Source organism: Pseudomonas sp. Sample_22 (genome assembly GCF_004307635.1).
Lineage (GTDB): Bacteria > Pseudomonadota > Gammaproteobacteria > Pseudomonadales > Pseudomonadaceae > Aquipseudomonas.
Window position 1 is genome coordinate 56,920 of sequence record NZ_RCNY01000031.1, and the last position, 12,922, is coordinate 69,841.

Here is a 12,922-nt window from a genome sequence, read left to right on the forward strand (position 1 = left end):
ACGGTATGTTCGGTGTTATTATGGCGCCCATTAGTTGACGTCAATTAATGGCGATGTGATTGTGGGTGACTGCAACGACCAAGTTCCATCCTGGATTTCTCATTCAGATAGTACGTCCCGTTGAAGTCCATGCATGACACTACAAAACAGAGATCCGTCAGCCATGACCGGTCTGCCCGCAGCGAACCTCCATTGGCTCCATCCGCTATGTACGCCAGTTTCAAGTCAATCACCATGTGGCCACCCTCACGAGAAAACGCTCGCCGGTTCACGCTATTGCTATGTGCCAGCTCGACGCTCGGCAGTCTGCTCATCTACGGCCTGTCCACTCGCCTGCCCCTCGGCCTGCTGATACTGGATATCGCGGCACTTGGCTGTGTCTGGGTGCAATATCGCCTGTCGCGCAAGTCGATCAAGTTTCAACCGCAAGAACTCGCCGACCGACTCCTGCAAGTTCAGGAGAACGAGCGCCATCGCCTGAGTCGGGAGCTGCATGACGACATCGGCCAATTGCTGACTGCTGCAAAACTGCAAAGTGACTGGCTCAAACGCCGAATGCCGGAAGAGCTTCAGGGGCAATGTGCGGTACTTTGCGACACGCTGGAGGAGACGCTCGCCAAAGTGCGCGATGTGTCGGCCATCCTCAATCCTCGGCAACTGACCAGCCTGGGCCTCGAAGCCAGTCTGCGCGCGCATTTACTCAAGACGCTGGCCAACTCCCCGGTGCATTGGAGCCTGGAATGCCATCAACGCCTGACCGGCATACCGGAAGAAATGGCCGTCGCGGCATTTCGCATTACCCAGGAAGCCGTCACCAATATGCTGCGACATGCCGAGGCAAAGAATCTGCTGGTGTGTCTTAAACGCTTGCCCCAGGGATTGAGCTTGTTGATCAGTGATGACGGCCAAGGTTTTGCGCCTGCCATTGATCCGGGCCGCGAGGGGCAGCGCGGAATGGCTGGAATGTCGGAGCGGATCAGCCAGCTGGGCGGTACATTGACCGTTACCAGCGAGCCTGGCAAAGGCACGCAAATCCAAGCACTCTTCCCCTGGGCGCCCCGTGCGCTTGAGCGGGCCAGTACGAATAAGGTTATGCATTGACTTGTCACTTACTTCTGGTGGATGACCACTCGCTGATCAGGGCTGGCGTGCGCGCCCTGGTGCTGGACCTTCCTGGCTACGACGTCATTGGCGAGGCCAATGACGGCTCACAATTGCTCGCGATGGTCGAACACCTGTCCCCGGATATCGTCCTGCTGGATATTTCCATGAAGCAGACCGGCGGCCTTGAAGCCTTGCAGCAACTCAAAAGGATTCGCCCGCAAAGCAAGGTGCTGATCCTGTCGATGCACACTGACCCCGCGCTGATCATGCAAGCGCTCGAATCCGGGGCCCACGGCTATTTACTCAAAGACACGACGGCTACTGAACTGGAGCATGCGCTGCAAGCCTTGCGTAACAATGAACGCTACCTCAGCCCGGCGATCGCCCATACCGTGATCAACCAGGCACTGACCCGCAACCAGAAACACCCGGCCCCGGCAGACTCGCACAACCTGACCGCCCGCCAACTGGAAATCCTGCGCCTGATCGTTCGCGGGAAATCCACTCGGGAAATTGCCAACGGCTTGGGCTTGAGCGTCAAGACGGTCGAGACCCACCGCTCGCAAATCATGAAGCGCCTGCAGATCTACGATGTGGCTGGCCTGGTGTTGTTTGCCGTGCGCGAGCAAATCATCAGTCTGGACGATTGACGACCTCATTTACGCTCAACAATGGAGAGTCGACCGGCAGATGCACTCGCAATGCTCCCGGCTGCGCGCAGAAGCGCAGATTGTCACCCTCCAGCGGTTCGCCATCGAGGTTGATGTACAACCCCTCAGCCACCTTGATCTCGACCCACGGCAGTCGGGCGCGGACAAACATGCTATCGATGCCGAATCCATCCGTCAGCAAGCTTTTCAAGGTCCCGACCACTTCCTGTGGCGCTGGCAAAATGCTGATATCGAGCAGTCCATCGTCCGCCAGGGCTTGCGGGCATAATTCATGTCCGCCGCCAGCCTGCCGGCCATTGCCGATGCCCAGGGCCAGCAGCTCTCCGCTCCAATGAAAGTCCGGCCCCTGCAGTTCACCGTAAGCGGCGTGCAGCTCACTGAACCGTGACAAACCGGTGAACAGATAGGCCGCACCACCGAGCACCTTTTTCAGGTCCTCGGAAGTATTGGCTGTGACCTGACTGCCGAATCCCCCCGTAGCCATGTTGAGAAAGACTTGCCCACCGACCTCGCCCAGATCGATGGAACTCGCAGCGACGTCCAGTAGATCCAGAGCCAGCGCAGGTTCCAGAGGAACGCCAGCGGCGCGTGCAAAGTCATTGGCCGTTCCAAGAGGCATCAGCACCAGGCTTGCCTGCGTCGACTGCGCGGCCATGGCCTCGGCAATATCACGCAAGGTGCCGTCGCCCCCGCCCGCAACGATTTTCGGGTAACCCGCGGCCAGTGCCTCTTCCACCAGGCGCTGCGCATCGCCAGCTTCCCAGGTCAATCGAACGGCGAGCTCCCAACCCTGTTCACGCCTGGCTTCAACGGCAGCGCGCACATCCTCGTTGAGCGCCTGCTTGCCATGCAGAATCAACAGCGCCTTGCGTTCACTCATGGTGTTCACTCCCGGAATTGAATGGCGTATGGAAGATGTTGACCTCCTTGCCCCCACTAAAAGTTGCACGCTGACGATCTTTTTCCAGACGGGCGCCCTAGAAGCCCTGCAAGACGGGATTTTTCCCACAAAACCTTAGGAATCCGCTCAATTGACCAATACCTGTGATTGGTACACCTTGGTGTCTACGGATTTCACTCAGCAGCAGGACAAACACAAGGACGTGCCATGCAAAACCATGACATCAGGCTTCCAGTGATGCCGGTCGTGCCCACCGCTGCACAACGCACTGATCATCTGACGGATTTCGCAAGCAGCAAAAAACCCAAGGGAGAAGTCGATATGGAACCTCGCGTCATCGAGCTGGAGACACACCTGAAATACATTCGCAAGGACATGGAAGAAGTGCGCAATGACGTCAGGTCAATAAAACACAGACTCGCCTATTCCGCGGGCGGAACGGCGGTGGTCCTGGGACTGCTTGGCTGGATCGCCAACAGTCGCTTCGATCAGCTTGTCACACTGCTGCTGGCTCATTAAGCCACCCAAACGCAAAACCCGGTTTCGTCAACCGGGCTTGCGAGCTTTCATTGCCGCGAGAATCAAATCAATACTTCACTCAACGGAATGAAACTAACGCTATCACCTGCGACCAACGTGCGCCCTTCCATGACTTCAACCAGTCCATCAGCCCAGGCGGCACTGCGCAGCACGCCAGAGCTCTGATTTTTGTAGATGATCGCCCGACCGTTCTCAAGGCGACCGCGCAAGTATTCGCGTCGATTGCCTGCAATGGGCCAGTCAAAGCCGCATTGCACTTGCATGTTCAACGGCGCGACATCCTTGACGCCCAGACGACGCAAAAGATAAGGCCTGGTCAACAAGGCAAAGGTCACAAGCGTCGACGCCGGGTTACCGGGCAGACCGATGACCGGAACACCACGAAAATGTCCGAATGTCAGCGGCTTGCCCGGCTTGATAGCGAGCTTCCACAAACTCAACTCACCCTCTTCCCGCAAGGCAATGCCCAGAAAATCGGCCTCACCCACCGATACACCGCCGGTCGAGAGAATCAAATCGACATCTTTCAGTTCGCCGAGTCGCGCGCGCGTGGTGACAAGATCGTCTGGAAGAATACCGGCATCGACCACTTCACAACCCAAACGCTGCAGCCAACTGCAGAGCAGCACGCGGTTACTGTTATAGATCTGCCCTGGGCCTAATGCTTGACCTGGCTCAATCAACTCGTCGCCAGTGGACAGAACCGCGACGCGGATCTTGCGAACCACGTCCAGCTCAGCACAACCCAACGACGCAGCCAAACCTTGCTCGATCGGCCCCAGGCGCGTACCCGCTGGCAAAACCAGTTCTCCGACAGTCGTTTCCTGGCCCTGTGGTCGAATGTTTTGCCCGGGGTTCATGACTTCGGTAAACGCTACTCGCTCGTCCGACTGGACTTCAGCGTTTTCCTGCATCTCGACACAATCGGCGCCGGCGGGAACAGGCGCCCCGGTGAATATCCGGGCACAGGTGCCTGGCTGCAAGGGCTCGGGAACCTTGCCTGCAAAAATTTTCTGGCTGACAACCAGTGGTTCTCCGGTCCAGTCAGCAATACGTAGCGCATAGCCATCCATGGCACTGTTCGGCCACGGCGGGAGATCCAGCGTCGACAGCAGATCATCCGCCAACACACGACCCTGAACCTGAGCCAACGGCAAGCGTTCACGTTGAAGAATTCTCGTGGCGTCCGCCATTTCCAGTAACCGCGCCAGTGCTGCCTCAACGGGCATCAGGCTACCGGTCTTGCCCGGCTTACCCACGGGATTCACAAGGGGCTGCCTGTTTCAAATGAGTGACGAAGTTGCATGGGCGATGGCGTGAATCCAACTGCTCGCCAAGAATGCCGTCCCAACCGGTACGCACCGCATTGGTCGAACCAGGCAAGCAGCAGACCAGCGTGCCATTCGCCAGGCCAGCCAAGGCGCGGGACTGGACCGTAGACGTGCCGATGTCCGCTACGGAGATCTGGCGGAACAGTTCACCGAACCCATCAACTTGTTTATCGAGCAGGCAGCTCACCGCTTCCGGAGTACTGTCGCGACCGGTGAAACCGGTGCCGCCAGTTATCAGCACGACCTGCACGACCTCGTCGGCAATCCAGTTGGCGACTTGCGCACGAATTTTGTAGAGATCATCTTTGAGCAGTACACGGCACGCCAGGTTATGGCCGGCCGCCGTCAAACGGTCGACAAACACCTGACCTGATGTATCGGTTTCCAGGGTACGGGTGTCGCTGACCGTCAACACCGCAATGTTCAGCGGCGCGAAAGGTACATCAGCCTTGGCTTTCATAGGCTCGTCCAGTTGTAGGAGAAACAGCCCGGTGTTATATCACAGCGCCCCCTTTTTTCGCCGCCCCCCTGGAGAACTGCCATGACTTCGATTGCACAATTGCCGTCCTGCTCCATTCTGCTCCTGGCAGGCGGGCGCGGCCAACGCATGGGCGGACAGGACAAAGGGTTACTGGAATGGCACGGCGAGCCGCTGATCGCGCATTTGCATCGCAAGACGCGCCCCCTGAGCGATGACCTGATCATTTCCTGCAATCGCAACATGGATAAGTACGCTGCCTACGCCGACCAGTTGGTTCATGACGACGAAGGCGACTTCCCTGGGCCGCTGGCCGGCATTCGTGCCGGCTTGAAAGCAGCCCGCCATTCGCATTTATTGGTCTTGCCATGTGACGTTCCCCGCATCGATGCTGCCCTGCTTGCCAGCATGCGTGAAACCGCCAGCCTGCATCCCGACAAACCGTTGATGTTGCGCCATGACGAACACTGGGAACCGTTGCTGTGCGTCATCCCCGTAGCCCTTCGCGCAGACTTTGAAAGTGCCTGGCAAGAGGGCGAACGAAGCCCGGGGCGATTGATGCGCAAGTTGGGCGCTACTGCTCTGCAGTGCCCCGATAACGACCCTCGCCTGGCCAACCTCAACACGCCGGACCTGTTAAGCACGCACGACACTGTGTCAGACTGACACTACCCAAGGAACTTGCAGGCGCCGTTCACGTCTCAAGCTCAGGTAACCTAAAGAATTCATTTCGGAGACACACCATGACTCAACGGACCCTGGCCACTTTCATGCTCGCACTGGGCCTCGCCACCCTCGCCGGTTGCGCATCGCCTACAGTGATCACCTTGAATGACGGTCGCGAAATCCAGGCCGTCGACACGCCACAATATGACGATGATTCGGGCTTCTACGAATTTGAACAGCTGGATGGCAAACAGACCCGCATCAACAAGGATCAGGTTCGTACCGTTAAAGAGCTGTAATCTTCGCGGTGAATACCGGATAAAAAAATGCCCCGACCAATCGGGGCATTTTTTTGTCTGTTTCATGAGTACCGAAGGGCTATGGATTCGGCTCGTTGTTCAGTTTATCGACCCGGGCCAACGCTTGTGTGGCTTCGGTGATGCATTTCTTGTCATCGTTGGCCGCCCGGGCTGCTTCAGCGCTTGCCTGCATCCGCTTGATTTCCATGGTGGTGTTTTCGGATGTGGCTGGCAGGCTCGTTACTTTGTCCTTGAGCTCCTGAAGCTTGATGGCGCAAAGGTCATTGTCAGCGGCGAAAACGGGAGAGGCCAGCATTGCAGCGCAAATGAACATTCCAGCAAAAACGGTACGTTTCATGAGTATCTCCAGGCTTGGACAGTCCCGGGATTGCGTGTCGCAGTTCCGGGATCATTGATCGCCACATTTGTGGTGCATGATCAAATGACTGCAAACCCGGGTGAAAATTCTATTTCAGTTCCGGGATCACCATTGCAGGGTGATCGAGCTCTCGAATTCCCGGTCCTCTCCACTGACCGGATCGACAAACTTCAGCCCTTGCGCCAGTAGCTTCAAAGGATTGGCGTAGTCATCTTCCACGTCCTTGAGTACCTGGGGATAAAACGGATCGTTACAGATGCTGGCGCCCAAAGCTGTCATGTGGACCCGTAACTGGTGCTTCTTGCCCGTCACCGGATAGAGCCCATAACGCCACAGATCGCCATTTTTTTCCCTGACCTCCACCGCCGTCTCGGTGTTGCTGATGCCCGGACCTTCCTGCATGCGGAAAAACGGTTCGCCATCAATCAGTCGGCTTTTATGGATCAGCGGAAAAGACAGATCAGGTAATGCCCGGGCAATGGCTTCGTAGCGTTTTTCGATCTGCCGTGTTGGAAACAGGGACTGATACGCCGAACGACTTTGCGGGTTGGCGGAAAACAGCACCAGGCCAGCGGTATGGCGGTCGATGCGATGCAGGGGCACCAGATGGGGATTATCGAGACGGCGGATCAGCCGTCTCAGCAATGTCTGCTCCACGTATTCCCCGGCCGGGGTCACGGGAAGAAAATGCGGTTTGTCCGCCACGACCAGATGCTCATCCGCGTACAGGATCGACTCCGTCACGGGGATGGTTTTTTCGTCTGGCACTTCGCGAAAATAGTGAATCCGTAAACCTTCCTTGTACGGCAGATCAACGGCGATCGGCACTCCGTGCCCATCGAGAACGCGGCCTCGCGCAACCCTGTCCAGCCACTGATCACGACTGATGGCGCTGAAATGCTCGCACAGGCATTCGATTACGGTCCGCCACGGGCCAGGTGGCAAATAGAGCGTGCTGGCCTGGCTGTGTGCGGCAGAAAAAGATGAAGTGGACATACGAACGTTCTAACCCTCAATGCAGAACGGCATTATCCAACAGCAACGGGGGCGAACCTAGCAGAGATTCTTCAGGCTGGAATCTGCCTGCGCGCCGCTGCCTCGGTGTACTCCTTCAGCCAGCGCAGTACATCGACCGCCTCCCAACGCCCCGGATCGTAGAGCGCATACAACAAGCCCTGATAGCCCACCACATCCAGTTGCCGGTGATAGCCAGCACGCTGGAACAAGGCTTCGATTTCTGCAAAACAGGTATTGAAGTGGACCTTGTTGAACGGAGTTTTTCCCTCCGTTACCAGACCGTCCAGACGCAACTCGAGGACCGCCTCACGTACCACGTCCACCGACATCAGGTTGACGCTGCTTTTCAATTGCTCGACATTGACCACGATTCTTCCCTCTCACGCCCGCACCCGCACGCTTCAGCCGATAACCGGCGGCGGCAAGGCTGCATTGCGAATAACTGTATGCGCATACAGTATCCGAATACCATCCTTTAAGCCAAGAGGATCAATCGCAAAGTTCGACAGGCGGGAACGTCGTGCCGGGAAAATTTCTACCGCAAAAATGCCACCACATCATCGGCACTGAAGGGCCAACCCAGTTCAGCCCCTGTATCGACCCGGCGCAACACCGGAATGCGCAGGCTGTAAGCCGCAAACCAGGTTTCGTCGTCGGCAATATCCACCAGTTCCACCAGCAGACCACGCTCGACGAATTCCATCAGCATGGCTTCGGCCACTTCACAGAGATGGCACCCCAGGGTGCCGAACAACTGACATTCAGGAAGCATGAGGGCTCAACCGAAGAAATTAAGTGACCATTCTAGGCCTGCCCTGAAAAACCGTCGAGCCATTGTAATATCTGGCCTGTAGCCAGGGACCGCTACCGCCTCCGGCTCGATTTCCAGCCCGGGCCGAAGGCGGTGGAAGGGTCAATCCTGACTGACAGCACCGATCTTGTGCACCGACAAATCCGCGCCGTAGTACTCCTCTTCCTGACTCAGTCGCAAACCGTGGAACGCCTTGATCGTGCCGTACACGGCAAAGCCGCCGGCCAACGCCACCATCACACCTGACGCGGTGCCGATCAACTGGCTGATCAGGCTAACGCCCCCCAGCCCACCCAATGCGCTCTGGCCGAAGATGCCGCAGGCGATCCCGCCCCACACACCGCACAAGCCATGCAACGGCCAGACCCCCAACACATCGTCGATATGCCATTTGCTCTGCGCGGCGGTAAAGCACCAGACAAACAGTGCCCCGGCGACGGCGCCGGTCACGAGTGCTCCCACCGGATGCATGAGGTCGGAACCGGCGCAGATCGCCACCAGTCCGGCCAATGGGCCGTTGTGCAGAAAGCCGGGATCGTTGCGGCCGACAATCAGGGCCGCCATTGTGCCCCCGACCATGGCCATCAAGGAGTTGATCGCCACCAGCCCGCTGACCCCCTGCAAGGTTTGCGCACTCATCACGTTGAAACCGAACCAGCCGACAATGAGAATCCACGAACCCAATGCCAGGAACGGAATACTCGACGGTGCGAACGCCACCAACCGCCCTTCGCGATAGCGCCCATTGCGTGGTCCCAGCAACAACACCGCGGCCAGTGCCAGCCAGCCGCCCATGGCATGGACGACAACAGAACCGGCAAAGTCGTGGAAACCGGCGCCGAAATGCGCCAGCAGCCAGGCTTGCAAACCAAAATTGCCATTCCAGACGATGCCTTCAAAGAAGGGATAAATGAACGCCACGATGAGTGCCGTCGCACACAGTTGCGGCACGAATCTCGCCCGTTCGGCGATACCTCCGGAAATGATTGCCGGGATCGCCGCGGCGAAAGTCAGCAAAAAGAAAAACTTCACCAGAGCGTATCCATGATCGGCATTGATCACCGCCGCCGGTTGCATAAAGGTGACACCGTAGGAGATCCAATAGCCTATAAAGAAGTAAGCCAACGTTGAAATCGCAAAGTCGCTGAGGATTTTCGACAATGCGTTGACCTGGTTTTTTTGTCGGACCGTTCCGACTTCGAGGAAGGCGAACCCGGCGTGCATGGCCAGAACCATGACGGCGCCGATCAGAATGAACAACGTGTTGGAACTATGGACCAGGCTGTCCACAGCGCTTTGCATATTTTCCATGGATTTGGCAGACCTTAAGGCTGAAAAAAGCACCAAAGCAGTTCGCGCGGGCAATCCATGCACCAAGTTGTGACCTATCAAAACGACTAGCTCACTCCCGATGAACCGCTTTGAAGCACAGGGTTCGTCAAGTCCGATCGGGGCCGGACAAATCGCGCGGGTTTCGATTGTTTGAGTTATGGTTTCAGGCAAACCTTGCCCAGCAACAGCGCATCCGGACAGGCCGGCGCACCACGACACAGCAAAAGTTGTACCAGTCATTTGTACTGAACCTTCGCGCAAGGCTCATACTCGAACGTTTCAGAAAGCCACTTATGGAGATCACCAATGGCCAGCATCAAGGCAAAGACTGCTCAAGAAATCCTGATGAGCGATTTTCAGACACTGGTCAGCGACACCGAACGGTTGCTCGAGCACACCGCGTCTCTGGCCGGTGATCAGGCGGATGAGCTGCGAGACCAGATCCACGACAGTCTTCTGCGGGCGCGGGAAACCTTGAAACTGACTGAAGACTCCCTGCGCGAGCGCGGCAAAGCTGCCGTCACCGCCACTGAAGATTATGTCCAGGCCAACCCTTGGCAATCGGTCGGGATTGCCGCCGGCGTGGGTTTCCTGATTGGCCTTCTGGCGACACGGCGCTGATTATGGCGATCGGTGACCCCGTCTCGCCCGAGACCAGCCCAAGTTCCTCATCGCGGCGCCTGGGTGCTGCATTCCTTGGCTTGCTGCACAGTCACGTCGAACTGTTTGGCATCGAGTTGCAAGAGCAGAAGGCCCGCACCGTAAGCTTGCTGCTGTTTGCAGGCCTGGCGTTGGTATTTGCCTTGCTGTTGCTCGTGGGGCTATCAACGCTGGTGCTGATTCTGTTCTGGGACACTTATCGTCTGGCGGCGATCATCGGGCTCTGCGTGTTCTACACCCTGGCAGCGATCTTCTGCGGCATGCGTTTGAGAGCAGCCATCTTCGATGAATCCTCGCCCTTCCATGGCACCCTGGAAGAACTGGCCAATGATCGGGAGCGTCTGCTGCCATGAACCTGCCTGAACTTCCAAGAAACAGTTCGCGTACGGAAATGCGCAAGGCGCTGATCCGCCTGCGCATGGAAATGCATCGCCAGGAAATCCGCCATGAATCGGGCCAACTGCTGCAGCCCCTGCAGCGTGTTCGCGGCATGACGCAAAATTTGCAGGACGGTTTCGGTATCAAGCACGCTCCACTGTGGGGTGTGGCCGCCGTCACCTTGCTTGGTTTTCTGACCGGCAAGGGCGCAAAACATGGCGGTGGCATCAGCAGCCTGACTCGGCTGGTTCGACTGGGCACCACCCTGGGACCTCTGGTCAAGCTGGTCATGCAAGGCTCCTCGCGCAAACAGTAGCGGCCACGCTGCTGTTTGTACGCAGCAAAAACATGCGGGATGAACCTCTTCATCGAGGGGGTCATCCCGCGTGCCACTTGCAGGTCGCAGTGTGAACCGGGAAGCTAGGCTCATCAGTCACCTGACGGAGAGAACCAGCCTTGGATTGGCATACCCTGCTTACCCGCGAACGCCTTGGGAAGCCGCTGCATAGCCCGCAAGAGCTCGGCCGCAGCCCTTTTCACAAAGACCATGACCGGATCATTTTCTCAGGTGCGTTCCGCCGCCTCGGACGCAAGACCCAGGTTCATCCGGTGTCCAGCAACGACCACATTCACACCCGCCTGACGCACTCGCTGGAAGTCAGTTGCGTCGGCCGATCGCTGGGGATGCGCGTCGGCGAAACCATTCGCAACGCCCTGCCAGACTGGTGCGACCCCAGCGACCTGGGAATGGTCGTTCAATCGGCCTGCCTGGCCCATGACATCGGGAACCCACCGTTTGGCCACTCTGGCGAAGATGCGATTCGCCACTGGTTCCAACAAGCCGCTGGCCGGGGCTGGCTGGACGCGATGAGCGAAGCCGAGCGCAATGACTTCCTCAATTTCGAAGGCAACGCCCAAGGCTTTCGGGTACTGACTCAACTGGAGTACCACCAGTTCGATGGCGGCACGCGATTGACCTACGCCACGCTCGGCACTTACCTGAAATACCCATGGACGGCCAAGCACGCCGATTCGCTGGGTTACAAAAAGCACAAATTCGGCTGCTATCAAAGCGAGCTGCCGCTCCTGGAGCAGATTGCCCAGAAGCTTGGCCTGCCACAACTTGAAGACCAGCGCTGGGCGCGCCACCCGCTGGTGTACCTGATGGAAGCCGCCGATGACATCTGCTACGCGCTGATCGATCTGGAAGACGGCCTGGAAATGGAGTTGCTGGAATACGCCGAAGTCGAGTCCCTGTTATTGGACCTGGTGGGTGACGATTTGCCGGAAACCTATCGCCAGCTCGGCCCCAGGGATTCACGTCGGCGCAAACTGGCGATTTTGCGTGGCAAGGCCATCGAGCACCTGACCAATGCCGCTGCCCGCGCCTTCGTCGAGCAGCAGCACACCTTGCTGGCCGGAACGCTCCCCGGGGATCTGGTGGAGCACATGCACGGCCCTGCCAAGCGTTGCGTCCTGAATGCAAAAGACATGGCGCGCAAAAAAATCTTCCAGGACAAACGCAAGACCTTGCACGAGATCGGTGCCTACACCACGTTGGAAATTTTGCTCAACGCCTTTTGCGGTGCGGCACTGGAGCAGCATGACGGTCGCACGCCATCCTTCAAGAGTCGGCGGATTCTCGACCTGCTGGGCAACAACGCGCCCGACCCGCATGGCCCTTTACACACCTCGTTTCTACGAATGATCGACTTCATCGCCGGCATGACCGACAGCTACGCCAGCGATATGGCGCTGGAGATGACCGGGCGCTCCAGTCACTGAGCCAGATCGGCCATTACGTCATTCGTAATGGCCGATTAACCGCGGATAACTCAAGAGCATTCAACGTTCGCGGAATATCCCTACAGCCAATGTCGAGTGAACTGATCGATTGTTCAGAGTTGTCAGGAAACAATCACGACTATTTTTGTACAACATCATAAGCGTGGTAAAGATGATAAAGGACAATCTGCGCATCTTGCTGGTGGAAGACCATCCGTTTCAGCTCAGGGCAACACAATATTTATTAGAAAGTTTTGGTTTTACCCGACTGATTACAACCGATTGTGCCCAAGGTGCGTTTCAGGAAATGAACCGCGCCGAGCAGCCGTTCGATATTTTATTGTGTGACCAATGTCTGCCGGACATGCCTGGAATCGAGCTGGTCAAACTGGCCAGCGAGCTTGGAATGATCAGGCAAGCAATCCTGCTGAGCAGCCTGACGTCCGCAGAACTGGATGGCATAGAAAACTCGGCAAACATTCACGACCTTCCTTTACTTGGTTACTTGATAAAACCATTGAAACAATCTGAATTTATACAACTATTGACCTTGACATAACCATTGAAAGC

The 12,922-nt window shown here is 57.2% G+C and carries 18 protein-coding genes; 10 read left to right on the top strand and 8 right to left on the bottom strand.

Features of this window, described 5'->3' with window-relative positions; genetic code table 11:
• Positions 1 to 207: 207 nt before the first annotated feature.
• Both D8U73_RS07285 and D8U73_RS07290 read left to right on the top strand, forming a co-directional pair.
• Positions 208 to 1,101 (top strand): sensor histidine kinase, encoded by an 894-nt coding sequence (locus D8U73_RS07285; RefSeq protein WP_056856359.1) that lies wholly within the window; start codon positions 208 to 210, stop codon positions 1,099 to 1,101.
• Positions 1,098 to 1,754, top strand: coding sequence for a response regulator transcription factor (locus D8U73_RS07290; RefSeq protein WP_130904081.1), 657 nt, complete (start codon positions 1,098 to 1,100; stop codon positions 1,752 to 1,754). Before D8U73_RS07285 ends, D8U73_RS07290 begins: the two co-directional genes overlap by 4 nt.
• On the opposite strand, the gene yegS is transcribed toward D8U73_RS07290, so the two are convergent.
• A complete protein-coding gene (yegS, locus tag D8U73_RS07295; RefSeq protein WP_056856361.1) occupies positions 1,738 to 2,655 on the bottom strand; it encodes a lipid kinase YegS in 918 nt (305 codons plus the stop codon). The two genes, D8U73_RS07290 and yegS, sit on opposite strands and share 17 nt — an antisense overlap.
• Before the next feature lie 228 nt (positions 2,656 to 2,883).
• On the opposite strand from yegS, the gene D8U73_RS07300 reads away from it, so the two are divergent.
• Positions 2,884 to 3,195, top strand: coding sequence for a hypothetical protein (locus D8U73_RS07300; RefSeq protein ID WP_056856362.1), 312 nt, complete (start codon positions 2,884 to 2,886; stop codon positions 3,193 to 3,195).
• A 62-nt stretch (positions 3,196 to 3,257) separates the two neighbouring features.
• On the opposite strand, the gene glp is transcribed toward D8U73_RS07300, so the two are convergent.
• Entirely contained in the window at positions 3,258 to 4,484 is a 1,227-nt protein-coding gene (gene glp, locus D8U73_RS07305) for a gephyrin-like molybdotransferase Glp (RefSeq protein WP_130904082.1), read from the bottom strand.
• Positions 4,468 to 5,007 carry a molybdenum cofactor biosynthesis protein B gene (gene moaB / locus D8U73_RS07310; RefSeq protein WP_046816112.1) on the bottom strand — a complete coding sequence of 180 codons (540 nt, stop codon included), beginning with the start codon at positions 5,005 to 5,007 and terminating at the stop codon, positions 4,468 to 4,470. Before moaB ends, glp begins: the two co-directional genes overlap by 17 nt.
• An 81-nt stretch (positions 5,008 to 5,088) precedes the next feature.
• Between moaB and mobA the strand changes: the two genes are divergently transcribed.
• Both mobA and D8U73_RS07320 read left to right on the top strand, forming a co-directional pair.
• Positions 5,089 to 5,691 carry a molybdenum cofactor guanylyltransferase MobA gene (mobA, locus tag D8U73_RS07315; protein WP_130904083.1) on the top strand — a complete coding sequence of 201 codons (603 nt, stop codon included), beginning with the start codon at positions 5,089 to 5,091 and terminating at the stop codon, positions 5,689 to 5,691.
• Between the two features lie 77 nt (positions 5,692 to 5,768).
• Entirely contained in the window at positions 5,769 to 5,990 is a 222-nt protein-coding gene (locus tag D8U73_RS07320; protein ID WP_056856365.1) for a YgdI/YgdR family lipoprotein, read from the top strand.
• A 79-nt stretch (positions 5,991 to 6,069) separates the two neighbouring features.
• Here D8U73_RS07320 and D8U73_RS07325 read toward each other — a convergent pair whose 3' ends face one another.
• The 5 genes from D8U73_RS07325 to D8U73_RS07345 form a co-directional block, all read right to left on the bottom strand.
• Positions 6,070 to 6,348, bottom strand: a complete 279-nt coding sequence (locus D8U73_RS07325) for a hypothetical protein (protein WP_056856366.1) — start codon at positions 6,346 to 6,348, stop codon at positions 6,070 to 6,072.
• A gap of 126 nt (positions 6,349 to 6,474) precedes the next feature.
• The gene (locus D8U73_RS07330; RefSeq protein WP_056856367.1) at positions 6,475 to 7,365 is read right to left on the bottom strand and encodes a pseudouridine synthase; all 891 of its coding nucleotides are present in this window, start codon (positions 7,363 to 7,365) and stop codon (positions 6,475 to 6,477) included.
• A 71-nt stretch (positions 7,366 to 7,436) separates the two neighbouring features.
• Positions 7,437 to 7,754, bottom strand: a complete 318-nt coding sequence (locus D8U73_RS07335; RefSeq protein WP_056856368.1) for a hypothetical protein — start codon at positions 7,752 to 7,754, stop codon at positions 7,437 to 7,439.
• Positions 7,755 to 7,921: 167 nt separating this feature from the next.
• Positions 7,922 to 8,158, bottom strand: coding sequence for a glutaredoxin family protein (locus D8U73_RS07340; protein ID WP_056856369.1), 237 nt, complete (start codon positions 8,156 to 8,158; stop codon positions 7,922 to 7,924).
• A 141-nt stretch (positions 8,159 to 8,299) separates the two neighbouring features.
• A complete protein-coding gene (locus D8U73_RS07345) occupies positions 8,300 to 9,508 on the bottom strand; it encodes an ammonium transporter (RefSeq protein ID WP_130904084.1) in 1,209 nt (402 codons plus the stop codon).
• Positions 9,509 to 9,835: 327 nt separating this feature from the next.
• Between D8U73_RS07345 and D8U73_RS07350 the strand changes: the two genes are divergently transcribed.
• The 5 genes from D8U73_RS07350 to D8U73_RS07370 all read left to right on the top strand — a co-directional run bounded on the left by D8U73_RS07350 (position 9,836) and on the right by D8U73_RS07370 (position 12,911).
• Positions 9,836 to 10,150, top strand: coding sequence for a YqjD family protein (locus D8U73_RS07350; protein WP_008055105.1), 315 nt, complete (start codon positions 9,836 to 9,838; stop codon positions 10,148 to 10,150).
• A gap of 2 nt (positions 10,151 to 10,152) precedes the next feature.
• Positions 10,153 to 10,542: a phage holin family protein gene (locus D8U73_RS07355; protein WP_056856371.1), complete on the top strand. Its 390-nt coding sequence runs from the start codon at positions 10,153 to 10,155 to the stop codon at positions 10,540 to 10,542.
• Positions 10,539 to 10,883 (top strand): hypothetical protein, encoded by a 345-nt coding sequence (locus tag D8U73_RS07360; protein WP_056856372.1) that lies wholly within the window; start codon positions 10,539 to 10,541, stop codon positions 10,881 to 10,883. The genes D8U73_RS07355 and D8U73_RS07360 overlap by 4 nt, the downstream gene beginning before the upstream one ends.
• 140 nt (positions 10,884 to 11,023) lie before the next feature.
• On the top strand, positions 11,024 to 12,352 hold the full coding sequence (locus D8U73_RS07365) for a deoxyguanosinetriphosphate triphosphohydrolase (RefSeq protein ID WP_056856373.1): 1,329 nt from the start codon (positions 11,024 to 11,026) through the stop codon (positions 12,350 to 12,352).
• A gap of 172 nt (positions 12,353 to 12,524) precedes the next feature.
• The gene (locus D8U73_RS07370) at positions 12,525 to 12,911 is read left to right on the top strand and encodes a response regulator (RefSeq protein WP_056856887.1); all 387 of its coding nucleotides are present in this window, start codon (positions 12,525 to 12,527) and stop codon (positions 12,909 to 12,911) included.
• The last annotated feature ends 11 nt before the right edge of the window (positions 12,912 to 12,922 follow it).